This window comes from Dietzia sp. oral taxon 368, from assembly GCF_002999155.1.
In the GTDB taxonomy this organism is placed as follows: Bacteria; Actinomycetota; Actinomycetes; order Mycobacteriales; family Mycobacteriaceae; genus Dietzia; species Dietzia cinnamea.
This window is the reverse complement of sequence record NZ_CP027238.1, coordinates 632,249-657,094: the sequence shown is the minus strand read 5'-3', so window position 1 is coordinate 657,094 and position 24,846 is coordinate 632,249. Positions and strand designations below refer to the sequence as shown.

The 24,846-nt window shown below is 71.8% G+C and carries 24 protein-coding genes and 2 pseudogenes; 18 read left to right on the top strand and 8 right to left on the bottom strand.

All coding sequences use genetic code 11. From position 1 onward, the window contains the following. The first annotated feature begins 21 nt into the window (after positions 1–21). The 4 genes and pseudogenes from yidC (at position 22) to C3V38_RS18280 (ending at position 3,058) form a co-directional block, all read left to right on the top strand. Positions 22–1,074: a membrane protein insertase YidC gene (gene yidC / locus C3V38_RS03220; RefSeq protein ID WP_106385074.1), complete on the top strand. Its 1,053-nt coding sequence runs from the start codon at positions 22–24 to the stop codon at positions 1,072–1,074. A 380-nt stretch (positions 1,075–1,454) separates the two neighbouring features. Further along, positions 1,455–1,601 (top strand): annotated as a pseudogene (locus C3V38_RS18205) (AAA family ATPase); the annotation flags it as partial. Further along, positions 1,592–2,017: pseudogene (locus C3V38_RS17885) on the top strand (ATP-binding cassette domain-containing protein); the annotation flags it as partial. The pseudogenes C3V38_RS18205 and C3V38_RS17885, both read left to right, overlap by 10 nt. Before the next feature lie 81 nt (positions 2,018–2,098). Continuing rightward, positions 2,099–3,058 (top strand): ATP-binding cassette domain-containing protein, encoded by a 960-nt coding sequence (locus C3V38_RS18280; protein ID WP_311201260.1) that lies wholly within the window; start codon positions 2,099–2,101, stop codon positions 3,056–3,058. Between the two features lie 28 nt (positions 3,059–3,086). On the opposite strand, the gene C3V38_RS03210 is transcribed toward C3V38_RS18280, so the two are convergent. From C3V38_RS03210 to C3V38_RS03200, 3 genes are all read right to left on the bottom strand, one after another. Continuing rightward, on the bottom strand, positions 3,087–3,623 hold the full coding sequence (locus C3V38_RS03210; protein WP_007632120.1) for a ferritin: 537 nt from the start codon (positions 3,621–3,623) through the stop codon (positions 3,087–3,089). Positions 3,624–3,727: 104 nt separating this feature from the next. Further along, entirely contained in the window at positions 3,728–4,507 is a 780-nt protein-coding gene (locus C3V38_RS03205) for an SDR family NAD(P)-dependent oxidoreductase (RefSeq protein ID WP_106385073.1), read from the bottom strand. Between the two features lie 82 nt (positions 4,508–4,589). Beyond that, the gene (locus C3V38_RS03200; protein WP_106385072.1) at positions 4,590–5,039 is read right to left on the bottom strand and encodes a limonene-1,2-epoxide hydrolase family protein; all 450 of its coding nucleotides are present in this window, start codon (positions 5,037–5,039) and stop codon (positions 4,590–4,592) included. 310 nt (positions 5,040–5,349) lie between these two features. Between C3V38_RS03200 and C3V38_RS03195 the strand changes: the two genes are divergently transcribed. Continuing rightward, a complete protein-coding gene (locus tag C3V38_RS03195; RefSeq protein WP_106386347.1) occupies positions 5,350–6,204 on the top strand; it encodes an alpha/beta fold hydrolase in 855 nt (284 codons plus the stop codon). Positions 6,205–6,242: 38 nt separating this feature from the next. Here the strand turns inward: C3V38_RS03195 and C3V38_RS03190 are convergent, their stop codons facing one another. After that, entirely contained in the window at positions 6,243–7,040 is a 798-nt protein-coding gene (locus C3V38_RS03190) for a DUF5642 family protein (RefSeq protein WP_106385071.1), read from the bottom strand. Positions 7,041–7,316: 276 nt separating this feature from the next. Between C3V38_RS03190 and mshA the strand changes: the two genes are divergently transcribed. Continuing rightward, the gene (gene mshA, locus C3V38_RS03185) at positions 7,317–8,627 is read left to right on the top strand and encodes a D-inositol-3-phosphate glycosyltransferase (RefSeq protein WP_106386346.1); all 1,311 of its coding nucleotides are present in this window, start codon (positions 7,317–7,319) and stop codon (positions 8,625–8,627) included. Positions 8,628–8,787: 160 nt separating this feature from the next. After that, positions 8,788–9,315, top strand: coding sequence for a YbjN domain-containing protein (locus C3V38_RS03180; protein WP_254426065.1), 528 nt, complete (start codon positions 8,788–8,790; stop codon positions 9,313–9,315). A 99-nt stretch (positions 9,316–9,414) separates the two neighbouring features. On the opposite strand, the gene C3V38_RS03175 is transcribed toward C3V38_RS03180, so the two are convergent. After that, the gene (locus tag C3V38_RS03175) at positions 9,415–11,127 is read right to left on the bottom strand and encodes a long-chain-fatty-acid--CoA ligase (RefSeq protein WP_106385070.1); all 1,713 of its coding nucleotides are present in this window, start codon (positions 11,125–11,127) and stop codon (positions 9,415–9,417) included. Positions 11,128–11,168: 41 nt separating this feature from the next. On the opposite strand from C3V38_RS03175, the gene C3V38_RS03170 reads away from it, so the two are divergent. From C3V38_RS03170 to C3V38_RS03160, 3 genes are all read left to right on the top strand, one after another. After that, positions 11,169–11,915 (top strand): phosphoglyceromutase, encoded by a 747-nt coding sequence (locus C3V38_RS03170; protein ID WP_007629981.1) that lies wholly within the window; start codon positions 11,169–11,171, stop codon positions 11,913–11,915. Between the two features lie 160 nt (positions 11,916–12,075). Beyond that, on the top strand, positions 12,076–13,272 hold the full coding sequence (locus tag C3V38_RS03165; protein WP_106385069.1) for a cell wall metabolism sensor histidine kinase WalK: 1,197 nt from the start codon (positions 12,076–12,078) through the stop codon (positions 13,270–13,272). After that, a complete protein-coding gene (locus C3V38_RS03160) occupies positions 13,269–13,958 on the top strand; it encodes a response regulator transcription factor (RefSeq protein WP_063973720.1) in 690 nt (229 codons plus the stop codon). Before C3V38_RS03165 ends, C3V38_RS03160 begins: the two co-directional genes overlap by 4 nt. A 43-nt stretch (positions 13,959–14,001) precedes the next feature. On the opposite strand, the gene C3V38_RS03155 is transcribed toward C3V38_RS03160, so the two are convergent. Further along, entirely contained in the window at positions 14,002–14,859 is an 858-nt protein-coding gene (locus C3V38_RS03155) for a hypothetical protein (RefSeq protein ID WP_106385068.1), read from the bottom strand. Between the two features lie 33 nt (positions 14,860–14,892). Here C3V38_RS03155 and C3V38_RS03150 point away from each other — a divergent pair, with 33 nt between their 5' ends. The 7 genes from C3V38_RS03150 to C3V38_RS03120 all read left to right on the top strand — a co-directional run bounded on the left by C3V38_RS03150 (position 14,893) and on the right by C3V38_RS03120 (position 22,595). Further along, the gene (locus C3V38_RS03150) at positions 14,893–15,840 is read left to right on the top strand and encodes a Ppx/GppA phosphatase family protein (protein ID WP_174705753.1); all 948 of its coding nucleotides are present in this window, start codon (positions 14,893–14,895) and stop codon (positions 15,838–15,840) included. A gap of 2 nt (positions 15,841–15,842) precedes the next feature. Next, positions 15,843–17,735 carry a hypothetical protein gene (locus tag C3V38_RS03145; protein ID WP_106385066.1) on the top strand — a complete coding sequence of 631 codons (1,893 nt, stop codon included), beginning with the start codon at positions 15,843–15,845 and terminating at the stop codon, positions 17,733–17,735. A 594-nt stretch (positions 17,736–18,329) separates the two neighbouring features. Further along, on the top strand, positions 18,330–19,172 hold the full coding sequence (gene proC / locus C3V38_RS03140; RefSeq protein WP_106385065.1) for a pyrroline-5-carboxylate reductase: 843 nt from the start codon (positions 18,330–18,332) through the stop codon (positions 19,170–19,172). Between the two features lie 287 nt (positions 19,173–19,459). After that, positions 19,460–19,681: a helix-turn-helix domain-containing protein gene (locus C3V38_RS03135; protein ID WP_007630344.1), complete on the top strand. Its 222-nt coding sequence runs from the start codon at positions 19,460–19,462 to the stop codon at positions 19,679–19,681. A 179-nt stretch (positions 19,682–19,860) separates the two neighbouring features. Further along, positions 19,861–19,962 (top strand): 30S ribosomal protein bS22, encoded by a 102-nt coding sequence (locus C3V38_RS03130; RefSeq protein WP_003855542.1) that lies wholly within the window; start codon positions 19,861–19,863, stop codon positions 19,960–19,962. Between the two features lie 336 nt (positions 19,963–20,298). Next, the gene (locus C3V38_RS03125; RefSeq protein ID WP_106385064.1) at positions 20,299–21,465 is read left to right on the top strand and encodes an NAD-dependent epimerase/dehydratase family protein; all 1,167 of its coding nucleotides are present in this window, start codon (positions 20,299–20,301) and stop codon (positions 21,463–21,465) included. After that, the gene (locus C3V38_RS03120) at positions 21,462–22,595 is read left to right on the top strand and encodes a lysophospholipid acyltransferase family protein (protein ID WP_106385063.1); all 1,134 of its coding nucleotides are present in this window, start codon (positions 21,462–21,464) and stop codon (positions 22,593–22,595) included. The genes C3V38_RS03125 and C3V38_RS03120 overlap by 4 nt, the downstream gene beginning before the upstream one ends. A 13-nt stretch (positions 22,596–22,608) precedes the next feature. Here C3V38_RS03120 and C3V38_RS03115 read toward each other — a convergent pair whose 3' ends face one another. After that, positions 22,609–23,847, bottom strand: coding sequence for an HAD family hydrolase (locus tag C3V38_RS03115; protein ID WP_371412137.1), 1,239 nt, complete (start codon positions 23,845–23,847; stop codon positions 22,609–22,611). A 71-nt stretch (positions 23,848–23,918) separates the two neighbouring features. Between C3V38_RS03115 and C3V38_RS03110 the strand changes: the two genes are divergently transcribed. Next, positions 23,919–24,188 (top strand): glutaredoxin family protein, encoded by a 270-nt coding sequence (locus C3V38_RS03110; protein WP_061227988.1) that lies wholly within the window; start codon positions 23,919–23,921, stop codon positions 24,186–24,188. A gap of 46 nt (positions 24,189–24,234) precedes the next feature. On the opposite strand, the gene C3V38_RS03105 is transcribed toward C3V38_RS03110, so the two are convergent. Further along, positions 24,235–24,576, bottom strand: a complete 342-nt coding sequence (locus tag C3V38_RS03105) for an HNH endonuclease (RefSeq protein WP_106385062.1) — start codon at positions 24,574–24,576, stop codon at positions 24,235–24,237. Positions 24,577–24,846 lie beyond the last annotated feature (270 nt).

Sequence of the window (24,846 nt, the reverse complement as noted above, 5' to 3'; positions counted from 1 at the left end):
GTTTTCCCTGGAGAATCGCCCGTGGACCTGTTCGCGTATCCGGTGTCGCTCGTCATGAAGTTCTGGCACTGGGCGCTGAGCTTCGTGGTGGACCCCGACTCGGGCGTCGCCTGGGTGGGCTCCGTGCTCCTGCTGGTGGTGACCGTGCGACTGCTGCTCCTGCGGTCCATGTGGCGGCAGCAGTACTCCATGCGCAAGATGGCGCAGCTCGCCCCCAAGATGAAGGAGCTGCAGAACAAGTACAAGGATCGCAAGTCCCCCGAGGACCGCCAGGAGCAGGCCAAGGAGATGCAGGCCCTGTACGCCGACGCCGGGGTGAACCCCCTGGCCGGCTGCCTGCCACTCCTCGTGCAGATCCCCGTGTTCCTGGGCCTGTACTACGTGCTGCTCAACTTCTCGCCTCCCGGCAAGACCATCGAGGAGGCCTCGCAGATGACCAACGGGGCGTTCGGGCCCGAGCAGGTGTCGTCGTTCCTCAACGCCGAGATCTTCGGGGTGCCGCTGGCGTCCTACATCCGCATGCCGCAGGAGGTCATGGACTCCCTGCACCCCGGGCTCGTGCGCGAGGACATCCTCATGCTGGCCGTGCCGCTGTTCGTGCTGGCCGGCATCGCCACGTTCATCAACATGTGGAACTCCTTCCGCCGGCAGAAGGCCGCCAAGGCCGCCGAGCAGGCCGCCCTGGCCCGCGTGGATGCCGAGGAGCGCGCCGGCGGCCCGGTCGTCGACGGCGAGGTGCTCGAGATCGACGGCGAGAAGCCCGCCGCCCCCACCCCCGCGACCACCGGCGCGGCGGGTGCTGCTGCCAAGCCGGGGGACAAGCCGCAGGACTTCCAGTCCATGGCCGAGCAGATGACCGAGTCGATGAACCAGTTGATGAAGATCATGATGTACCTGTTCCCGTTCTTCCCGATCGTGGGCGCGTACTTTTTCAACTTCCCCATTGCGATCGGCCTCTACTGGCTCACCAACAACATCTGGACCGCCGTGCAGTCGCACATCTTCATGGAGAAGCTGGAGAAGGAGCTGCCCATGAGCAGCCGCGAGGGCCTTCCCCCCAGCGCCTTCATGTAGTCCGCGTCTCCCGCCGGCCCCTGCCCGACCCGCGGCTCCCGCCGGCCCCTGCCTGTCCCGCGGCTCCCGGGGTGTGACCGGGGATGCCCGCGAGGACGGTGGCCCCGCGGGTGGCCTTCCACGAATGGTCGCAGTCAGGGCGGAATTGGACGCGCCCCTGGTGCCGATCCGGCCGGATCACCGCCACGGTTGCGTCCAAACCAGTTCCGCCCGCGGGACCGGGGGTGTAGTCTGCTCGGCGTACGTCGGCAGTTGCACGGCGCGACCCCGGGAGACCGGCGCCGCGAGGGGCACGGCCGAGAGCCCGAGACGAGGAGACCCGAGGACAGTGCTCGACCCCAGGTGAGACCCGGCCCATCCGCCACCTCCCTGGAGCACACATGTCATCCCTCGTCCTGTCGGACGTCGCGTACGCGTTTCCCGACGACACCCCACTCTTCGACGGCCTCGATCTGAACCTCGGTCCCGGCCTCACCTCACTCGTCGGCCGCAATGGCGCGGGCAAGAGCACCCTGCTGCGACTCATCGCCGGCGAGCTGCGCCCGACGCGCGGGTCGATCAGCATCGCCGGCGAGCCCGCCCTGTCGCCCACCTCCCGCAGTTGCTCGCCGACGCGCCCGCGGAGCGGACCCTCGCCGACGAGCTCGGCGTGGGCGGGAAGCTGGCGGCGTTGGAGCGGATCGAGGCGGGGGAGGGCGACGACGACGACTTCGCCCGCCTCGCCGACGACTGGTCGATCGCCGAGCGGACGGGCGCGCTGCTCGCCGAGTTGGGCCTTCCGACGGACCCGGGCAGGTCGGTGCTCGCGCTGTCCGGCGGGGAACGCACGCTCGCCGCGCTGGCAGGGCGGCTCCTCGAGCGGCCGCGGGTGCTCCTGCTCGACGAGCCCACCAACAATCTGGACTCGCGGGCGCGGGAGCGGTTGTTCGCGTCGATCGACCGGTTCGTCGCCGGCGGGCAGCGCATCACGCTCGTGGTGAGCCACGACCTGGGACTGCTCGAGCGGGCCGGGACGACCGTCGAGATGCGGAGCGGCCGATGCCGGGTGTTCGGCGGGCCGTACTCGCACTACCGCGAGGTGATCGAGTCCGAGCAGGCCGCCGCGCTGCAGAGTCTGACCGGGGCCCGAAACGATCTGCGCGCGCAGAAGCGGGACAGGGTCGAGGCGCAGGTCGTGCTGGCGCGGCGTGAGCGGTACGGCCGGAAGATGGAGGCGAACAAGCGCGAGCCGAAGATCATCATGGGGATGCGCAAGCGGCAGGCTCAGGAGTCTGCGGCACGCTACCGGGCGACGCACTCGAAGGGCGTGGAGCAGGCGCAGGAGCGGATGCGCGAGGCCGACGCCGCCGTGCGGCGCGAGGAGTTGCTGCGCGTCGACCTGCCCGATCCCGGGCTCCCCGCGGGTCGGGTCGTGATGGACGCCGACGATCCCGTCGCCGGCCGGATCCACCTCGTCGGCCCGGCGCGCGTGCGGCTGGCCGGCCCGAACGGTAGCGGCAAGACCACGCTGCTGCGGCGCCTGTTCGGGGAGGGCGCGGCCGGGCCGGGTGCGCGCGGGGCCGGCCGGGGTGGCGACGACGACGAGGTCGTCCACGTCCCGTGGGCCCTGCTGCCGCAGGATCTTCGCGTCGAGCATCCGGGGTGGTCGGTCGTCGACGCGATCCGGGCGGTCCGCCCCGAGGCGCCGTCGGAGGAGGCGCACGCCCACGCGGCGCGGTTGCTGTTCCTCGGCGACGCAGGGTTGCGCCGGCTCGGGGACCTGTCGGGTGGTGAGCGCCTTCGAGCAGCGCTCGCGGCGAGGCTGTTCGCCCGGCCGGTCCCGCAGCTGCTGATCCTGGACGAGCCGACCAACAACCTGGACCTCGACGGGGTGCAGGTGCTCGCCGATGCTCTCTCGGGGTGGCGGGGCGCGTTGCTGCTGGTCAGCCACGACGACGGCTTCTGCGACCGCGTGGGGGTGGACGACGTGATCAGCCCGCGTTGAGTCCCGGCCCACTGCGGTGGGGCGTGCGTCAGACCGCGCCGCCGGCCACCGACGGCGGGGTGCCGGTGTTGGTGGAGGCGTCGTTCTCGCGGGCGAGGTACTCCTCGATGCGGAACCAGTCGTCGGCCGCACGCTCGGCGATCGTGACGAGCGTGTTCATGTTGGCGACCTCCTCGACCTGCTCGCGCAGGAACCACAGCATGAACTGCTCGCCGAGAGGGTCGGACTCGGCGCGGGCGGCCTGGAACATGTCCTCGATCTGCCGCGTCACCTGCTTCTCCTGCTCGAGCGCGAGGCGCAGCGCGTCGGCGGGGCCGCTGAACCGGGCCTCCGGGGCGGGGACGGCGGGGATCGTGACGGGGATGTCGCGGTCGAGCATGTACTGGACCATCATCATCGCGTGGTTCCGCTCACCGAGGCTGTGCGAGTAGAAGCGCCCGGCGAGCTGCGGCAGGTCCTGCGCGTCCGCCCACACTGCGATCGCGACGTACTGCTGGCTGGCGGCGAACTCGTGACCGACCTGAGCGGAGAGGAGATCGACGAAGGTGTTCTTGTTCCTGGCCATGGCGGGCCCCTTTCAGTAGGGGGCCAGACTATGGCGATTTCCGACGTTTTACCAGGTCAGATAGCCTAACCTGCCTTTGGGTTGGGCAGGCTGACCTACCGAAGTCAGCTCCGGTGCGCGCGCGTCGCGGAGTGCTGATCGCGGGGCTTCACCACGATCTGGTCCAGGTTGACGTGCGAGGGCCTGCTGGCCACGAAGCCGACGATCTCCGCCACGTCCTGCGCGACCATCGGGGTCAGCCCACGGTAGACGGCGGCCGCCTTGTCGTCGTCGCCGTCGAACCGCACGCGCGAGAACTCGGTCTCGACCATGCCGGGCGCGATCTCGGTGAACCGCACCGGCTGGCCCAGGTGCTCGCCGCGGAGGGTGCGGTGCAGGACGGCCTGCGCGTGCTTGGCGGACGTGTAGCCGGAGCCGTTGTCGTAGGCCTCGATCGCGGCGATCGAGGTGACGGTGACGACCAGCCCGTCGCCCGTCTCGACGAGCACGGGCATGAGCCCGCGCACCATCCGCAGGGTGCCGAGGACGTTGGTCTCCCACATCCAGCGCCACTGGTCCTCGTCGGCGTCCATCACGCTGGTCGTGCCCTTGGCTCCGCCGGCGTTGTTGACCAGCACGTGCAGCCGGGGGAGGGCCGCGCAGAACGCCTCGCACGACTCGGCGTCGGTCACGTCGAGCGGCATCGCGGTACCACCGATCTTTTCTGCCAGCGTCTGCAGACGGTCGACGCGCCGCGCGCCGATCACCACGTGGAAGCCCATCCGCGCCAGCTCACGTGCGGTCGCCTCGCCAATCCCGGACGATGCCCCGGTCACCACGGCGACGCGGGTCTCGGCGGGCAGGGCGGACAGGCGGTCGCGGGCGGCGGAGTGCTCGGTGCTCATGGCGACAAGAGTAGGCGGCGGGTCCGACACCGACCGCGGCATGCGTTCATCGTGGGTGAAAAACGTGCGACGACGACGAGGTCTAACGCCCCCGGCCGGTGACCATCTCGACGAGCCCGCGCACCGCGCCCTTGGCCATGTCGGCCTTGGAGAAGTAGTCCTGCCACCCGCAGACCAGCCCGCCACGGACCTCGAGGCGCCCGCACACCCAGAAGTCGCAGCGGAACGGGCCGACGCCCAGCGTGTCCGTGCGCTCGGTCAGAACGACGTGGGGGGAGCGGGGATCGGTGGGGTCCGAGGGGGCGGACACCGCGAGGTGGTGGGTCTGCACCCCGAAGTGCATGCTGCGGTGCATCGCGGCGATCGCGCTGACGACGGCCCGCTTTCCCCGCATCGTCGGCAGGCCGATGTTCGCCCACCACACGTCGTCGGAGACCAGTTCGGCCGCGGCGGAGGTCGAGCCGGAGGCGAGGGCGTCGAAGAACACCCGGACGACGACGTCGGGGTCCGTTTGCGTGGTGGTGACAGCCATTGGCCCACGATAGGCGCAACCGTCGGTTCCGGGGCGCGCAACGGCACGGTCAGCGACCCACCTGCTCCGGACCCGCTCCAGACTTACGCGTCCGGTCTGGTCCATTCCGGGCGCGTGACCCAGGCACGAGCGAGCAGATTCCACGCGCAAGCCGGTCCGGGCGCGTAACCCCGCCGGGGCGAGCAAGCCGAGCGAGCAGATTCCACGCGCAGGCCAAACGGGGCGCGTGGGTCGAGGCGGGACTGGTCGCGTGGGGGCGCATGGCCGCGACCGGCCGTGCGGATGCGGAACTGCTGGCACGATGACCGACATGACCTCAGCCAGCACCCCCTCGTCCACCCAGACCGTCGCCTCCACCGTCTCGTCGGACGGCGCCGCCATCGCCTACCGCGTGCTCGGCGACCCCGCTGCGCGCCCGCTCGTGCTGATCCACGGCTGGGCCCAGTCGAGCGCCTGCTGGGGGCCCGAGCTGCTGGCCGAACTGGCGACCCGATTCCGGGTGGTGGCGATGGACCTGCGCGGCCACGGACACTCCGACGTCGCCGAGGCGGGCTACGACTCGGCCGCCCAGTGGGCCGACGACGTGGAGGCGGTCCTCGACGCCGCCGGCATCGGCGAGGGGGCCGGGGCGATCCTGCTGGGCTGGTCGTACGGCGGGATCGTGGTCTCCGACTACCTGGCCGCGCGCGGCGAGGACCGGGTTGCCGGGATCGTGCTCTGCGGCGCCGTGACCTCGGTCTCCCGCTCCGCCGGCGGCGCGATCGGACCGGCGATGATCGAGGTGACGTCGAACGGCGCGTTCGACGAGGACCCCCGAAAGGCCGTGGCCGCCCTGGCGAGCTTCGGCAGCGCCATGATGCGCGGCGGCGACGGCACCAGCGGCCAGCGGATCTTCGGACTGTCGCTCGCCACCCCGCCGGCGGTCCGCCAGAAGTTGCTCACCCGGCGTGTGGACAACGACGAGACCCTGCGCGGCCTGGGCATCCCCGCGCTGGTGATCCACGGTGAGCACGACGGCGTGGTGCTGCCGTCCGCCGGTCAGGCCAACGCCGAGATGATCCCCGGCGGCCGTTACGTGGGCTTCGCCGAATCCGCCCACGCGCCCTTTCTCGAGGAGACGTCGAAGTTCCTCGCCGAGCTCGACTCCTTCACCGCCGGACTCTGACGCATGACTCTGACGCCGGACTCTGACGCCGGGACGGGTCAGCCGGCGTTGTTGACCTTCTCGACCTGCTTGGTCAGGAGGTCCGCCAGCTCCGCCTCGGCGTCGGGGCCGATTTCGCCCCCGCTGTCCGGGGCCGTCATGGCGCCGGCGAGGACCTTCACGCCGCGGACCTCGGTCAGGTAGACGATGTTCGTCATGCGCCCACCCTCACCGAGTGCCTCGACCTGCGTGTCCGAGGTCCGTGCGAGCACCTCGTCGGCGCCCTCGATCTCCGGAGCGTCGACCTCGGCCGAGGTGCCGGTGATCCCCACGGCCTGACCGGAGAACCGCACCTCGGCGCAGTTCTCCCAGTTGGTCTTGTACTCGTCGAACGACACGCCGGTCCGCAGCACCTGCACGGTGAACATGGCCGAGCCATCCTCGCCACCACCCATGAGCGCAGCCAGACCACCGTCGGAGACGTCACCGGCGAGGGTGGCGTTCATGTCGGCGGCGTCGGCGCACTCCGGCGGATCGACCTCGAGCTCCATGCCCTCGGGCATCTCGAGCCCCGCGCCCGCCTGCGCCAACAACGCGGGATCGGCCGCCTGCATCGGCATGGGCCCCGCCTCCTCCGGCGTCAGCAGCAGGTCCTGCGGCGAAGCGTCGGTGGGCTCGTCGCTTGCGTCATCCATGGCCCCGGACACCGCGTCACCGGCCTCGTCCACCGCCGACGCCGCCGAAGCACCAGCGTCCGAGGCGGCCGATTCGGCCTGCTCACCGGCGTCGGAGGAACACGATGCCGCGCTGACGGCGGCCCCCAGGGCGAGTGCGATACCGAGCCGACGAATGCTCATGACTTCCTCCGCGTGTGGTGGCTGTTGATAACGGCTGCGCCAGACGCTATACCGACGCACCCGTCGAGGGGTATGCCAACCCGCCGGGGGAGTGGATGCCCGCCTCGTCGTCGTCGATAAATCCCGGGAGGGCTGCGCACCACCGCTGTGTCCCGGCTCAGTGGCACCCACCCGCCCCCGCAACGTGTACCCCGCGGCACCCACTCGCCCCCGCGCGAGGTGCACCCCGCCCCGCGCGACGTGCACCCCGGCGCGGGCGGGGGCACAATCGAGCGGGTGACCGTCTCCGAGCTCGACCGCGGCGTCGCGCACCCGCTGCCCCGACGCATCGCGGTGTTGTCCTTCCACACCTCCCCGCTCGCCCAACCGGGCACGGGCGACGCCGGCGGCCTCAACGTGTACGTCCTGCAGACCGCCCGTCGGCTGGCCCGCCGCGGCGTGGAGGTCGAGATCTTCACCCGTGCGACCCACTCCTCCCAGCCGCCCGTCGAGGAGGCCGGCGACGGCGTGTTGGTCCGCAACATCGTCGCCGGGCCGTTCGAGGGCCTGCGCAAGGAGGACCTGCCCACGCAGCTGTGCCCGTTCGTCGCCGGCGTCATGCGCGCCGAGGCCGGCCAGGCTCCCGGCCACTACGACCTCATCCACTCCCACTACTGGCTGTCCGGGCAGGCCGGGCTGGTGGCGTCCGAGCACTGGGGCGTGCCCCTCGTGCACACCGCGCACACCCTCGCCGAGGTCAAGAACGCGGTCCTCGCCGCCGGTGACACGCCGGAGCCCGAATCGCGGCGCATAGGGGAGCAGCAGATCGTCGACGCCGCGCACCACCTGGTCGTCAACACCGTCGGCGAGCGCGACGAACTCGTCCGCTTCTACGACGCCGACCCGGCCGACATCGACGTCGTCTCGCCCGGAGCCGACCTCGACCAGTACACGCCCGGCACGCAGCGCGGCACCGAGCGGGCCCGCCGCGCGCTGGGGCTGGCGCAGAAATCCGAGGTCATCGCCTTTGTCGGCCGGATCCAGCCGCTCAAGGCCCCCGACGTGATCGTCCGCGCGCTCGCCGAAATCGTACGCGCGCAGCCCCACCGCGACGTCCGACTGCTGGTGGTGGGCGGGCCGAGCGGGTCCGGGCTCGAGCGGCCGCGGTCGCTCATGGAGCTCGCCGACGAGCTGGGCGTGGCCGACCGCGTGAGCTTCCTCGCGCCGCGCCCGCCGTCGGAGCTGGTGGACGTGTACCGCGCCGCGGACATCGTGGCGGTGCCGTCGTACTCGGAGTCGTTCGGGCTCGTCGCGCTCGAGGCGCAGGCGTGCGGGACGCCCGTGGTCGCCGCCGCGGTGGGCGGGCTGCCGACGGCCGTCGCCGACGGCCGCACCGGGCTCACCGTGGACGGGCACGACCCGCGCCGGTGGGCGGACGTGTTGGCGGGACTACTCGACGACGACGAGCTGCGCCTGTCCATGTCGCGGGCCGCCCCGGTGCACACCTCCGGGTTCAGCTGGGACTCCACGGCCGACGGACTGCTGGAGTCGTACGCGGGCACGATGGCCGCTTACCGGACCCGGCGTGCGGAGGCGGCGGCGTCCTGACCGCATCCGGCGTGCGGAGATGCTGACGTCCTGACCGTGCCCGGCCCGCTGGACCATCCGCCGCGGCGCGGGCACCGAACCCCTCGTGGGCGCCACTCGCGTAGACAGAAGTTCGAGTAGACACGAGGGACGACGCCCCCACCGCCGAAGGAGCCCCACCATGAGCGACGAGACCCGCGAGCCCGACTTCGACCAGCCCACCGTGGACCGGATCCACGACTTCCTCGTGGATAGGGAGATCGAGTCCACGCTGGCCGACGGACACACCTTCGTCGTGCAGTTGCCGGGGGAGAAGCGGCTCAAGACCGCCTGCCATCTCACGGTGAACAAGGAGAGCGTGCGCATCGAGGCGTTCGTGTGCCGCAACCCGGACGAGGACTTCGAGAAGGTCTACAAGTACCTCCTGCGCCGCAATCGTCGGCTGTACCAGGTGGCGTACACGCTGGACAACAACGGCGACATCTACCTCGTCGGCCGCCTGCCGCTCATCGCGGTGACCGAGGAGGAGCTCGACCGCGTGCTGGGTCAGGTGCTCGAGGCCGCCGACCACGATTTCAACATCATCCTCGAGACCGGCTTCCACACGTCGATCCGCCGCGAATGGGAGTGGCGGGTCTCGCGCGGTGAGCCGCTGCGCAACCTCGACGCGTTCCGCCACCTGACCGAGGACCTGCCCCAGCCGGAGTAGGCGGCCCCGCCCTGGGCGCGCTCGTCGAGAAGAGCGTTTCGCACATTTCTACTCGGCCGATGCGGGCGAAATCGTCTTCTCGATGACTGGTCGGTGCGGTTAGGCGGTGATCTGCTCGGCGACCTTCTTGCGCAGGACCTTGCCCATCGGGTTGCGGGCCAGGTCGTCGACCTCCACGAACTCGCGCGGCACCTTGTACCCGGTCAGCGAGGCCCGGCAGTGCGCGCGGACCGCGTCGACGTCGAGCGTCGCCCCCGGTTCGAGGACCACCGCGGCCACGACCTGCTCGCCCCCGTCGGCCGCGGGACGACCCACCACCGCGCAGTCCGCGATCCCCGGGGCGGTGCGCAGGACCGCCTCCACCTCGGAGGGGTAGACGTTGAAGCCGCCGGTGACGATCATCTCCTTGATGCGGTCGACCACGCGCAGGAAGCCGTCGGGATCCTGCACCACGACGTCGCCGGTGCGCAGCCAGCCGTCGTGGAACGTCGCGGCGGTGGCCTCCTCGTTGCCCCAGTACCCGCGGAAGATCTGTGGCCCCTTGACCAGGAGCTCACCGGGCTCGCCGCCAGGGACGTCCTTCGACGGATCGTCCTGATCGACGATCCGGATGTCCGTGTCGGGGAAGGGCACGCCGATCGCGCCGGCCCGCCTCGCCGTCGACATGGGGTTGCCGACGATGATCGGCGAGGTCTCGGTCATCCCGTACCCCTCCACCAACAGGCCGCCGGTGGCGGCCTCCCACTTCTCGATGAGCTCGGCGGGCAGGCTCATGGCGCCGGAGAACGAGAAGCGCACGCCCTGCAGGGAGATCGTGCGCTTGGCGGACTCCTCGAGGATCCGGGTGTAGATCGGCGGGACGGCGGGGATGAAGGTGGGCAGGTTCTTGGCGAAGATCGGCATGACGAGGTCCATGTCGGGCGTCGGCACCAACTGCAGGCGCGCTCCCTGGGCGATGCCGAACACCACACACATCGTCACTCCGTAGGCGTGGAACATGGGCAGCGTCGCGAGGAAGCGCTCGCGGCCGGGCTCGAGCCCGGGGACCCAGGCGCGACCCTGGGTGGCGTTCGCGACGAGGTTGGCGTGGGTGAGCACGGCGCCCTTGGGGGTCCCGGTGGTGCCGGAGGTGTAGAGGATGAGCGCGGCGTCGTCGGCGGCGGGCCGCGGGTGCGAGAAGTCGAGCTCGGGGCCGGTCTCGAGCTCGCCCCAGTCGAGGGTGCCGGGCGCCGGTCGGGAGAGCTTGGCGCGGGAGGCGCGCAGCGCAGGCACGGGGAGGTGTCGCAGCGCGAGTCGCTTGGCGGTGGGGAAGGCGTCGAGGAGGTCGACGGCGAGGACGTGCTCGATCCGGGTGCCGGGGCGGTCCGCGAGATCACGCACGACGTCGGCGACGACGTTCCACGTCACGACGACCTTCGCCCCGTGGTCGGTGAAGGGGCCCTCGAGCTCGTCGGCGGTGTACAGGGGGTTGTGCTCGACGACGATCGCCCCGATGCGCAGGGCCGCGTAGAAGACGGCCACGCCCTGGGGGCAGTTCGGCAGCAGCACCGCGACGCGGTCGCCGGGCCGGACGCCGAGTCGGCGCAGGCCCTCGGCGGCGCGGCGGACCCGGCGGCCGAGATCGGAGTAGCTGGTCAGGCGGCCGAAGAACTCGGTGGCGGGCCGGTCGGCGTGGGCGGTGACGGCGGCATCGAACTGGTCGATGAGGGTGGTGGTGCCGTAGTCGAGGTCGTGCGTCGTGCCCGGGGTGTAGTGCACGGTCCACGGCCGGTCGGGGTGTGCGGGGGTGTCGGCTCCGGCGAGTGCGGTCATGTCTGCACCGTAGTCCTCCGGTAGCAGGTCATAATGAGCGTATGGCTTACGGAACACTCGTCCTCCTGCGTCACGGGCAGTCCCAGTGGAACGCGTCCAACCAGTTCACGGGCTGGGTCGACGTCGACCTCACCGATCTGGGACGAGAGGAGGCGGTCCGCGGCGGCGAGCTCCTCGCGGAGGCGGGGATCCTGCCCGACGTGCTCTACACCTCGCTGCTGCGTCGTGCGATCACCACGGCGAACATCGCGCTGGACGCGTGCGACCGCCACTGGGTGCCGGTCATCCGCCACTGGAAGCTCAACGAGCGGCACTACGGCAAGCTCCAGGGGCTGAACAAGGCGGAGATCAAGGAGGAGTTCGGCGACGAGCAGTTCATGCTGTGGCGCCGCAGCTACGACACGCCGCCGCCGCCGATCGACGCGGACAACCAGTACTCGCAGACGAGCGACGTCCGGTACGCCGATCTGCCGGAGGTGCCGCTGACCGAGTGCCTCAAGGACGTCGTGGACCGGTTCATCCCGTACTACGCCGCCGAGATCGCGCCGAAGCTCGCGGAGGGCAAGACGGTCATGGTCGCCGCGCACGGCAACTCGCTGCGCGCACTGGTCAAGCACCTCGACGGCATCTCGGACGACGACATCGCGGGCCTGAACATCCCCACCGGCATCCCGCTGGTGTACCGGTTCGACGAGGCCGGTCTGGTCGCCAACCCGGGCGGCACCTACCTCGACCCGGAGGCCGCTGCCGCGGGTGCGGCGGCGGTCGCCAACCAGGGCGGCAAGTAGCGCGCGCGGCGGCGTCCCCGCCCCGGTGCGGTCGGACGGCCCGTCGCAGGTGAAGGCCCGGTGAACGGGCCGTGAACCCCCGTCCACCTGCGGACTTCCCGCCGGTGGACGGGGGTTCGCCGATTCGGGCGCGCGGGCGGGGCACCGTAGGATCGGGGCCGTGCAGGTCAGTCTGGGGATCTTCCTCGCGATCGTCGCCGGGGTCATCGGCTTCATCGTGGGCGGCTTCGTCGTCCCGCTGATCAACCGGCGCAACGAGCGTCGCCGTGCCGAGCAGGCCGGGCCGAGCCGGCTGGAGGTGCTGCAGGGGGTCTACCTGCAGGCGCCGTACGCGTTGGCCGTGGTGGACCGGCATCAGGACGTGGTCCTCTACAACCGTCGCGCGGCGGAGCTGGGGATCGTCGACGACCGCCTCCTCGTGGAGCCGGTGTGGCTGGCCGCCCAGGCGACGTTCACGACCGGGGAGCCCACGCGCTTCGACCTGCCCGCCAAGTTGCTCACCGGCCGCCGGCGCATCCCCTCGGTGAGCGGGCGCAGCGAGATCCTCGGCGAGTACAACGAGCAGTTCGTGGTGGTGTTCGCCGACGACGACTCGGAACACCGCCGCATGGAGGCCGCGCGCCGCGACTTCGTCGCCAACGTCTCCCACGAGCTCAAGACGCCGGTCGGGGCGATGGCCGTGCTCGCGGAGGCGCTCCTGGAGTCCAAGGACGACCCGGACTCGGTCGAGTACTTCGGCGGACGCGTGGTGAGCGAGGCCCAGCGGCTGGGCAAGATGGTCTCCGAGCTGATCGAGCTCTCGCGACTGCAGGGCGCCGAGCGGATCCGAGACCCCGAGCCGGTGGACGTGGACGACGTGGTGGACGAGGCACTGCGCCGGTCCGCGTCGACGGCGGAGGCGGCGGGGATCGAGCTCATCACCGACGCTCCGTCCGGCCTCGAGGTGAAGGGCGACCGGACCCTGCTGGTCACGGCGCTGACCAACCTCGTCTCTAACGCGGTCAACTACTCGCCCGAGCGCACGCCGGTGTCGATCACCCGGGGCATCGACGGGGACACCGTGATGTTGCGCGTCACCGACCGCGGCATCGGCATCGCCCCCGAGCACCAGGCCCGCGTCTTCGAGCGGTTCTTCCGCGTGGACAAGGCGCGCTCGCGGGCGACCGGCGGGACGGGCCTGGGGCTCGCGATCGTCAAGCACGTCGCGCAGAACCACAACGGAGCTGTCAGCCTGTGGAGCCGCCCCGGCACGGGGTCGACCTTCACACTCGAACTCCCGGCCCACGTGGAGCCGGGTGGCGACGGGACGACACCCGCCGCCGAGCACGTCTCACAAGGAGAGGACCAGGTGCCGTGACCAGGGTGCTGATCGTGGAGGACGAGGATTCGTTGGCGGATCCGCTGGCGTTCCTTCTCCGCAAGGAGGGCTTCGAGGTCGACGTGGCGGGGGACGGCCCGACCGCGCTGCAGAGCTTCGAGTCCGAGGGTGCGGACATCGTGCTGCTCGACCTCATGCTGCCCGGCATGTCCGGCACCGACGTGTGCAAGCGCCTGCGGATGACGTCGAGCGTGCCGGTGATCATGGTGACCGCTCGGGACAGTGAGATCGACAAGGTCGTGGGCCTGGAGCTGGGCGCCGACGACTACGTGACCAAGCCCTACTCGGCCCGCGAACTCATCGCCCGCATCCGGGCCGTGCTGCGGCGCGGCGCGGAGTCCGAGGCCGAGCCGGTCGAGGAGATCGGCGTCCTGGAGTCCGGGCCGGTGCGGATGGACATCGAGCGGCACACGGTGATGGTCCGCGGCGCGGCGGTCACGCTGCCGCTCAAGGAGTTCGACCTGCTCGAGTACCTGCTGCGCAACTCGGGCCGGGTGCTCACGCGCGGTCAGCTCATCGACCGGGTGTGGGGTTCGGACTACGTCGGCGACACCAAGACCCTCGACGTGCACGTCAAGCGGCTGCGCTCGAAGATCGAGACGGACCCGGGCAAGCCCGTGCACCTGGTCACCGTCCGCGGGCTGGGCTACAAGTTCGAGGCCTGACCGCCCCGCCCGCCGGCGTCACCCTTCGGCGCCTCCGCCGGCGTCACCCTTCGGCGCCTCCGCCGGCCGCGCGCTCGGTCGCGGGGTGCACGGCCACGATGCCCAGCTGCCGCCGGCGCCCGCACGCCGCGGCGAGCACCTCGTAGGCCTCGGCGCCGAGGAGTTCGACCAGCTCGTCGCGCAGGGAGACGTACACGGGCTCGGTGCCGACGTGCGCCTCGGGCGAGCCGGTGCAGTACCAGTCCAGATCGAGCCCGCCCGGGCCCCAGCCGCGGCGGTCGTACTCGCCGACACGGGTGTGGAGGATCTCCACCTCGTCGGCGCGGGTCTCGGTGTCCTGCGTGAGTCGTATCGGCAGCTGCCAACACACGTCGGGTTTGGATTCGGGGAGGCTACGCCCCGTCCGCGCGGCGAGGTGGTGCAGGGCGCAGCCCGACCCGGTCGGCCATCCGACGTCGTTGAAGAACACGCATCGGCCGCCTAGGCGGCGTGTCCTGAGCGCGGGCTCCATCTCGCCGTCGTCGCCGGTCAGTTCGTCCTCCTCGAGCCACGACTCGAGGACGGTTCCCTCCTCGGACGCGGCGCGCTCGGCGGCCTCGCGGCGCTGCCACTCCTCGGGCCGGAGCAGGGCGACGTTGGCGCGCAGGCGGCGACGGTCGGCGTCGTCGGCGAGGAACGCGCCGTGAGTGCAGCACCCGGAGTCGGGCTGGCTCGCCTCGATGCCGTGGCAGGCGGGGGTGCCGAAGACGCACGTCCACGAGGACAGCAGCCAGGTCATGTCGGCGGAGATGAGGTGTTCGTCGTTCGCCGGGTCGGGGAAGGTGTACCACTCGCGGGGGAAGTCCAGGGGGACCTCGGGCAGAGGGGTACCCGGGTTCGAGGGGCGGTCGGTGGCGGTCACAACCTGCGACCGTAGACCGTTTAGGGTGGTCGTGTGAGATTAGGTGTCCTGGACGTGGGCAGTAACACGGTCCACTTCGTGGTGGTCGATGCCCACCGGGGCGGTCATCCGACCCCGATGAACGACTCCAAGACCCGGTTGCGGCTGATCGAGTACCTGGACGAGAACAACAACATCTCCCGCACCGGCATCGCCCGGCTGATCGACGCGGTCAACGAGGCCGCCGAGCTCGCGCGCGCCACCAAGTGCCGTGAGGTCATGGCGCTGGCCACCTCGGCCGTGCGCGACGCGGCCAACTCCGACGAGGTGCTCACGCGGGTCGCCGAGGAGACCGGGATCGAGCTGCGCGTGCTGTCCGGTGAGGACGAGGCGCGGATGACGTTCCTCGCCGCCCGCCGCTGGTACGGGTGGAGCGCCGGGCGGATCGTAAACCTCGACATCGGCGGCGGATCGCTGGAGATGACCAGCGGGGAGGACGAGCTGCCGGAGCAGGCGTACAGCCTGCAGCTCGGCGCGGGCCGCCTCACGCACGACTGGTTCAAGTCCGATCCGCCCGAGCGCAAGCGCATCAACCAGCTGCGCGACTACATCGACGCCGAGCTTGACGGACCCGCCCGGGCGATCCGGGCCGCCGGCGAGCCCGATCTGGCGTGCGCCACCTCCAAGACGTTCCGGACCCTGGCCCGGTTGACGGGCGCGGCGCCGTCGTCGGAGGGGCCGCGCGTGGAGCGGATCCTCACGGCGGCGGGTCTGCGGCAGGTGATCGCGTTCATCTCCCGCATGACGGCCGCGGACAGGGCAGAGTTGGAGGGCGTCAGCTCCGACCGTTCGCATCAGGTGGTGGCGGGCGCGCTGGTGGCGGAGGCCGCCATGCGTGCACTGGGGTTGGAAAGTGTGAAAATCTGTCCGTGGGCCCTGCGAGAGGGGCTGATCCTGCAGCGTCTCGACCGGGACGTGGGCGGCGACGGGAAGGGGAGCTGACGATGGCCGAGGATGCTGAAGGCCAGCAGATCACCGTGGCGGAGCTGCTCAAGCGCATGGGCGCAGAGCAGCAGGCCGCGCCGGGCGGGCGTCGACGTCGCCGTGCCGAGGAGGGGGGCGTCAGCGTCTCCGAGCTCACCGGTGGGATCCCGCGCATCACCGACGACACCGTGCTGAGCAGCCGCGCGGCCCGCCGTCGTGCGCGCGAGGCGGAGGAGGCTGCCGGTGGTGGCGAATCGGGTGCCGGTCAGGCCGTAGCCGAGGCGGGTGCCGGGTCTGGTGCCGGGAAGACCGGCGCGGACGGCCCGGCCGGCGCGCCGGAGGGCGCGGGCGGTTCGGCGGGCGCGGGGAAGACCCCGGGGGCGACGACGACGAGCCCCACCGCGCCCCGATCCCCGCGGTCCGCGGCGCCCGCGTCAGGGCCGGCTTCGGCGAGCGGCGGGACCACGACGTCCGCGCCCGCCGGGTCGGCTGGCCGGACGGAGCGGTCCGGGCAGGGGCAGGGCGCGTCGTCGGCGCCGCAGCAGCCCACCACGCAGAAGCCGGCCGCGCCCCGGTCGCGGGAAGCGCAGACCCCGTCGGCGCAGACTCCGGCCGCCCCGACCCCGTCGGCGCAGGCTCCGGCCGGGCAGACCCCGTCGGCGCAGGCTCCGGCCGCCCCGACCCCGTCGGCGCCTCCGGCCCCGACCCCGCCTCCGTCTGCCGTCGCCGACGCCGGCGAGCCCCAGAAGAAGGGCGGCCTGCGCGGGTTGTTCGGCCGCAAGCGCAAGGATCCGCAGCAGTTCGAGTTCGACGCCCCGGCCGGCCGTCCGGCCCCCGCCGGCCGTTCCGATCGCGAACAGGCCGCCGAGTCCGCGGAGCCCGCCGTTCCCGCCGCCGGCCCGCTCGCCGACTCCGCCCCCGGCGGCACGGTCGGTAGCGCGGGCGTCACGGCGGTGGGCGCCGCCGGCGCGGCACCCGCTCCCGGCGAGACCGGTGCGTCCGGGTCGACGACTCCCGGCGCCCGAGCGGACGCGGTCACCACTCCGCAGCCTGCGGTTCCCGCCCCCGGTAAGCGCGCGGCCGGCACGCCCGCGGAGCCCGCCGCCGGTAAGCCCGCGGCTGACAAGACTGCTGCCGCCGGTGCTACGGCCGCCGCTGCCTCCACGGCGTCCGGCGCCGAGTCCGGCGAGGCCGCGGCCGACAAGACTGCAGCCACCACGGACGCGGAGCGCGGTGGGGCCGCGACCGATAAGCCCGGCGACGCCGGCTCGTCCGCCTCCACGACGTCCCCGGGCACGGCGACCACTCCGGGGGAGGCCCCCGAGTGGGGTGTGCCCTCGGGCAGTGGCTCGACCGCCCACCGCGCTCCCGAGGCCCCCGCCGCCGGGACCGACGCTGCCACGACCGACGCTGCCACGACCGACGCTGCCGCGACCGGCTCCGCGAAGACCGACTCCGACGGGCGCGATGGCGTCCTCGGCGCGGCGACCGCTGCTGCCGCGGGCGGTGCCGGCGTGGCGGGGATGACCGCGGCCGCTATCGGCGCGGGAACCGCCGATGCCCGCCCCAGGACCGACGAGCGCGCGGGCGAGCACCAGGACCCGCAGTACCGCGACTTCGAGTACACGCCCGGAGGTGCCGACGCGGAGCGGTCGCCGGCGTCTCAGTGGCTGATCCTCGTCGCGCAGGTGCTGGCCTCGGCCGTCGCAGGTGCGGCGCTGTTCATCGGGTTCCAGCTGCTGTGGAACAACCTCACGTGGGTGGCGCTGGCGCTGGCGATCGTGGTGATCGTCGGGCTCGTCGCCATGGTCCGCGTGCTACGGCGCTCGAACGACACGGTGAGCATCGCGCTGGCGGTGATCGTTGGCCTCGGAGTGACCTGCGGCCCGCTATTACTGAGGCTGGTCACCTAGGGCCTCCGCCCGCCCGGCCGCCGGCCCGACTCCGCCCGCACCTGAACGAGGTGCGGGCGGAGTCGTTTCTCGGCCCTCGCCCCGCGGACTCTCCGGCGAGCCCGCAACTCACTTCTCGGCTCGCGGGCCACCCATCGGCTCGCGGAACACCCATCGGCTCGCGCGCCACCCATCGGCTCGCGCGCCACCTATCGGATCACGGGCCACCTACGGGCCCCCGCGGGTGCAGTGGGATCCGATAGGTGGCGCGAGTGTCGGGCGGGCCCGGCGCGGTCGGCCCGCCTCTCAGACCGCGAAATGCCCCGCGGAGAGCCATGCGCCCCACGGTCGGAGGCGAGGGGCCGCCCGGATCGCGTCGACATGCACCTCGGATCGCGATACGCGCTTCCGATTACGACGTGCGCTGTGGGTTCCTGGGGCGAATCGCAATCCGAGGAGCGGATCGGCATGCGAGGGGCGGATCGTGAGCGGAATGCATGCATGGCCGGCCGGGGCGCGAGCCGACCGGGGAGTAGCAGTCGGCGTCCGGCCGGTCCACACGAGCACACAGCCAGCCGCCGGGAGCGGGCGACCGAGTGTGGCACTGTAATGAGCATGACGAGAATCGCAGTAGTCGGCGGCGGACGCATCGGAGAGGCCCTCATCGCGGGGCTTCGCGAGTCGGGGACCGAGTCGTCGGACATCGTGGTGGTCGAGGCCGTGCAGGCCCGCGCCGACGAGCTGGCCAAGAAGTACAACGTCCTCGCCACCAGCCTCGACATCGGTTGTGAGGGCGCCGATGTGATCGTCGTGGCCGTCAAGCCTCAGGACGTGCCCGCGGTGGTCGACCGGATCGGCGACGCCATCTCCGACAGCGTCCACGAGTCGATCGTCGTCTCGCTCGCGGCGGGCGTACCCACGCAGGTGCTCGAGAACAAGCTCAGCGCCGGCTCGCCCGTCCTGCGGGTCATGCCCAATACGGCCATGCTCGTGGGGCACGGCGTCTCCGCGGTCTGCAAGGGCCGCTACGCGCGCGACGAGCATCTCGAGCAGGTGGTCACGATCATGGAGAGCGTGGGCCTCGTCGTCGTCGTCTCCGAAGCCCAGATGGACGCCGTCACCGCCATCTCCGGCTCCGGCCCCGCCTACTTCTTCCTCCTCACCGAGGCGATGATCGACGCCGGCGTCGAACGGGGCCTGCCGCGCGACGTCGCGGTCAAACTCGCCACCGGCACGGCACTCGGCGCGGGCGCGATGCTCACCGGCGGCGGCGGGGGACCCGCCGAGTTGCGCTATAACGTGAGCTCCCCGGGCGGCACCACCGCGGCCGCGATCCGCACGCTCGAGGCCCGCGGACTGCGCGCGGCCGTGGCGGACGCGGTGGAGGCGGCGGCGTCCCGATCGCGGTCCCTGGCGCAGGCGGCCACCTCCGACGACGACGACGACGAGAACGACTGACCCCGCGCGGCCCCGTCCGTCGCCCAGTGCGGCCGGACGGGCCGCGCGTGCGCCTACCGAACCGACCCGCCGGGGCTGAGATCTCAGCCACCCGGCGGGTCGCGCTTTTAGCACAATCCCAGCTCAGAACGGGTGAGGGCGGGATTCGGCGGCGTGTCGTAGAAGTAAATCGCCCACTCCCGTCGCATTGATCACACCATTCACGCTAGGCTCATACCCAGCACGTGCGTGTCCGTACCGCAGGAGGGGAAGCCTGCGGCACGACGCGTGCCACGAAGGGTTGTGAGATGGCGACTTCCGACAAGACCGATGGCGGCTCGCAGGCGGCGGGGGGTTCTCAGTTCCTCACCGTTGCGGAGGTCGCCGCGCTGATGCGCGTGTCGAAGATGACGGTCTACCGACTCGTCCACTCGGGCGAGCTCCCCGCGGTGCGGGTGGGTCGGTCGTTCCGCGTGCACTCCAAGGCCGTGCACGAGTACCTCGACACCTCGTACTTCTCCGCGGGCTGACGCGCACGGGGTGTGGGCCGCCGGCCCGTTTTTTCCGCGCCGGGGCGGGCAGGTAGTCTGGACGGGTTCCGTCCCGGCTTCCGAGCCCCGATCGGACGCCGGAGCGTAGTAAGACCCGTGGCAGTACGGCCGGTGACAACGGCCCCAGACCAGTAGTCGACAGGTAGGTGACCCCCGATATGGGTTCTGTGATCAAGAAGCGCCGCAAGCGGATGTCCAAGAAGAAGCACCGCAAGATGCTCCGGCGGACCCGCGTGCAGCGTCGCAAGCTCGGTAAGTGAGTCTCGCGGCGCCCCGATAGCGCCCGGACTCACGCCTGTAGCGGATGCCCGTCACCAGCAGCGGTGGCGGGCATCGGTGTATTTCGGGGGAGCGGTCGGCAGGCGCTGTCGGTTCTGCGGGCCGGGTCGCGCGACTACCGCAGCCGCTCCTCGCCATGGCGTCTCGCTCGCGCGGCTGCACGCGATTCCCGCAGCCGCTCCTCGCCACGGCGTCTCGCCCTCCCCGCGGGGCGCGCCAGACGCCATCGTCGCGCGCGGCTGTCACTGCGGGCATCGAACCCGGCGGCGTGGCGACTGCGCACATGGGAGACCGGACCCGCGGCTAGACTCAGCTGGGTGAACACCGAAGCGCCAACCAGTCGATCGGCCCGCGCCATCGCGGTCGTCGGCGGCAGTCGGTATCTCGGCGCGCACCTGGTGGGCATGCTGTTGCGCAACGACTCCGTCGAACGCGTGCTGGCGATCGACTCGGTCAAACCGTCGCCGCAACACCGCAGGCGCATGCGCGACGCCGAGTTCGTGCGCCTCGACCCCCAGTCGCCGCGTCTGCAGGGGATCCTGCGCGAGGCGGACATCGACACGGTCGTCCACGCCGGCCTGCACCACACCGACTTCGCCCCCGGCGGTCGCGCAGCTGTCAAGGAGTCCAACATCATGGGCTCGATGCACGTGATCGCCGCCTGTCGCCGGGCCGCCACGGTCAAGCGGTTCGTGCTCATCTCCTCGACGTCCGTATACGGCTCCTCGGGGGTCGACCCGGCGATGTTCAGTGAGGACATGGCCGCGCGCCGCCACGCCGGCGGCGGCATCCCGGTCGACCACCTGTCGGTGGAGGGCTACGTGCGGGGCATGTCCCGTAAGCGCCCGGACATCGACGTCACCATCCTGCGCATCCCCGCGATCCTCGGCCTGCCCGAGCCCACCGTGGTCGGCGAGCTGCTGCTGCCGTCGGTGGCGCCCGTGTTGGCCGGGTATGACCCGCGCATCCAGCTGCTGCACCCGCAGGATGCCCTCGACGCGCTGCTGCACGCTACGCTCGGCGCGACGCCCGGCACGTACAACATCGCCGCGGACGGGGTGCTCACCCTGACCCAGGCCATCCGGCGCGCCGGGCACATCCCGCTTCCGGTGATGCCGGCGACGTTCAAACTCGCGGCGAGGCTGCTGTCGAGCCAGGGACTGCGGGACATCGGCACGTCGCAGCTGCGCTACCTGCGGTACGGCCGGACGATGGACACCACCCGCATGCGCACCGAGTTCGGTTTCACCCCGCGCTTCTCCACCGAGGAGGCGCTACATGCATACCTGGTGGACTCCGGTGCGGAGCCCCTGGTCACCCGCGAGGCGGTCGAACGCAAAGTCGCCAAGGTCGCCTCGCTGCTCCCGGGGCCGGTGGCGACACGGCTGCGCGCGGGAGTGGACACCACCCTCGACGAGCTCGAGGCGATCGGCGCTCTGTCAGAACCACTCGAGCCCGACCGCATCGAGGAGGAGGCGCAGTGAAGGGCCCGGAATTCGACCTGAGCCAACCCCTCGGCGGACCCCGCTGGGGCGAGGGCCGCCGAGACGCCCGCAGTGACCGGATGGTGGGGGAGGGCTTCCTCGGGGACACCACCGGCAGCGACGCCGCCGCCACGGAGATCGGTCGGATCGTCGACCGCTTCCTGACCTCCATGCGGTCCTCGATCGGGCAGGTCGTGGACGCCCTGCCGCTCGACGCCGAGGTGCTGGCGCCCGTGCGGGACCTCGCCCGCACCGTCGACACGATGCTCGCGACCGGCGATGTCAGTGCCCTGACCGGCCTGGCCGACGCCGTCAACGCCGCCGGTGAACTGCTCGCCGCCCGCATCACCGGCGGATACGAGGTCGACGAGTTCGGGTTCGACGAGCATTTCCACACCCACGTCTGGCTGCCCCTGTGGCGGCCGTTGTTCGAGCACTGGTTCCGCGTCGAGGTGATCGGCGCAGAGAACATCCCCGCCGAGGGCGCCGGGCTGATCGTGTCCAACCACGCCGGGGTCCTGCCGATCGACGGGATGATGACCACGGTCGCGGTCCACGATCACGCCGACCGCGCCCCGAGACTGCTGGCCGCCGACCTGGCGATGACCCTGCCGGTGTCCGCGCCGCTCGCCCGGCGGGCCGGGGCGACCCTCGCCTGCGCCGCCGACGCCGAACGACTGCTCGAGGCCGGTCACGTCGTGGCGGTGTGGCCCGAGGGGTTCAAGGGTCTCGGCAAGCCGTTCGCCGACCGTTACCGCCTGCAGCGCTTCGGCCGCGGCGGGTTCGTCGCGACCGCGCTGGCCGCCGGGGCGCCGATCATCCCCTGCTCGGTGGTCGGCTCCGAGGAGATCTACCCCAAGATCGGCGAGATCCCCGCGCTCGCCCGCCTGCTGGGCCTGCCGTACATGCCGGTGACGCCCGCGTTCCCGCTGCTGGGCGCCCTCGGTGGGATCCCGCTGCCCACCAAGTGGACGATGGAGTTCGGCGAGCCCATCGAGACCTCCCACCTGGGACCCGACGCCGCCGACGACCCGATGGTGGTCTTCGAGATCACCGACCAGGTGCGCGAGACCATCCAGAACACGCTGTTCCGCAATCTCGCGCGGCGCGGGAGCGTGTTCTTCGGCTGACGCGCGAGGGGGCTCAGAACATCCGGCGCAGTGAGCCCGTCGCGCGCAAGCCGTACGACGACCGCGCCGCCGCCCGCGCACCCGCCAGCCCGCCGACCGCCAGCACGCCCGGCATCGCCTTCTTGGCCGCCTTGCGCACCGTGCGGAAGTCCTTGACGTCCCAGCCGTTCTCCGAGGCGTACTTGCGCAGCCGCGAATCCGGGTTGATGGCCACCGGGTTGCCGACCATGGTCAGCATGGGCATGTCGTTGAAGCTGTCCGAGTACGCGTAGCAGCGGGACAGGTCGAACCCCTCGGCCTCGGCGAGCTTGGCGATCGCGTGCGCCTTGCCGGGCCCGTGCAGGATGTCGCCCACCAGGCGGCCCGTGTAGACGCCGTCGTGCTCCTCGGCGACCGTACCCAGCGCGCCCGACAGTCCCAGCCGCGTCGCGATCACGCGCGCCAGCATCACGGGCGTCGCGGTGACCAGCCAGACCTGCTGTCCGGCGTCGAGGTGCATCTGCACGAGCGAGCGGGTCCCGGGCCAGACCCGGTCGAGCATCGAGGTGTCGACGACCTCCTCGCTCAGCGCGGTCAGCTCGGCGACGGTGCGACCCTTGACGAAGCTCAGGGCCTTGTCGCGGCCGGCGGCGACGTCGTCGGCGTTCTCCTCGCCCGAGATCCGGAACTTGGCCTGCGACCACGCGAGCCCGGCGATGTCGCGCACGGTGAAGAAGCGGTGCTTGGCCAGCCCGCGGGCCAGCAGGATGATCGAGGCACCCTGGATGAGGGTGTTGTCGACGTCGAAGAACGCGGCGACACGCGGGTCCGCCACGAACGGCCCGGTGTCCGCGGTCTCCTCGACGGTGCCGGCGGCTGGCGGGGCGGTGGGAGCGACAGCGGCACCGTCGGCGCCGGCGAGCGGGGGCCCGGGCTCGGCACCCGGCTCGAGCTTGACGGCATGCTCGGCGGAGGCCTCGCCCGCGACCCGCTGGACCCGCGCGTCGCGGCGTCTCCAGACGAGCCTTCCCAGCGCCGTGATCACATCGGCTCGACCGGGCAGTCGCCGGCGGCGCGGGGAGTCGGCGTGCTCGGCCGGTCCGGCGGAGGCGTCGGTGCCCTCGGCGTCGGCGGCGGGCGGGGCCTCGTCGTCGTACCGGTCGTCGTCGTACCGGTCGTCTCGGTGCTGGCCGGCGCTGTGTCGGCCGGCGCTGTGCTGGCCGGCGCCGTGCTCGTCGCGGGCGTGGTCGTTCTCCGGGTGGGAGTCGTTCACCGGGCGGGACCTCCTCGGGGGCTGCGACCCCATCCTAGGGGAGCGCGGGAGGGGTGGTGCACTATCGGAGTATGGCGCACACGGTGACCCTGTTGACCCGCGAGGGCTGCGGCAGCTGCGTCCGCGTCCACGGCCAGCTGCTGCCCCTGTGCGAGGGGGCCGGCGCGCGCCTCGAGGTCACCGACGTGGACCGCGCCGACGACCCCGACCTCGCCGCCGAGTACGGGGACCGCCTGCCGGTCGTGTTGGTCGACGGTGCGGAGCATTCGTGTTGGGAGGTCGACGACGACGAGCTGCTCGCCACGCTCGCCGGGCCCGACCCGTTCGCCGGATGGGACTAGAGCCGGACGGGCACGGTGAGCGACCGGTGATGGGCCCCGCCGGGGCTCAGGCGTCGGTGCGCAGGGCCCGCAGGATGGTGGCGTGCCGCAGTAGAAACGCGCCCTCGTCGAGCTTCTTGCGCCGCATCCAGCCGGTGACCTCGCTATTGTGCTTACTCGCATTGCAGGACGTGCAGGCCGGGACCACGTTCTCCAGCGTGTAGCGCCCGCCTCGGGAGATCGGCATGACGCAGTCCCGCTGCAGGGCCGGCCCGACGGCGTGACAGTAGGCGCAACCGCCCCACGCGTCGAGGATCCGCGCCCACTGCGGGTCGGTGAGGTCGTTGTCGACCCGGGCGAGGCGCCGCTGCCGACGCTTCGCGTACCGGGCGCGGGTGGCGGCGGACATCGTGGCGGAGGACCTGCGACGCGGGGGCACGGTGTCACCGTACTCGGGCGGTCGGCCTCCGGTCCGCGCTGTTCACGGGCGGCGTGAGGCGCTGCACGGACATAGCATCCCGTGCGATGACGGTTTTGTCCCGGGGTGTCATGCGGGTTACGGTGGATCCCGTTACGGGTCGTACGCAGGCTTGAGGGCCACGGCCGTCCCGGCAGAGTGTTCCCGATCCGGGAGTGCCCTGTGCACAGCCGTGAACACCGACAGGAGACGACCGACTGT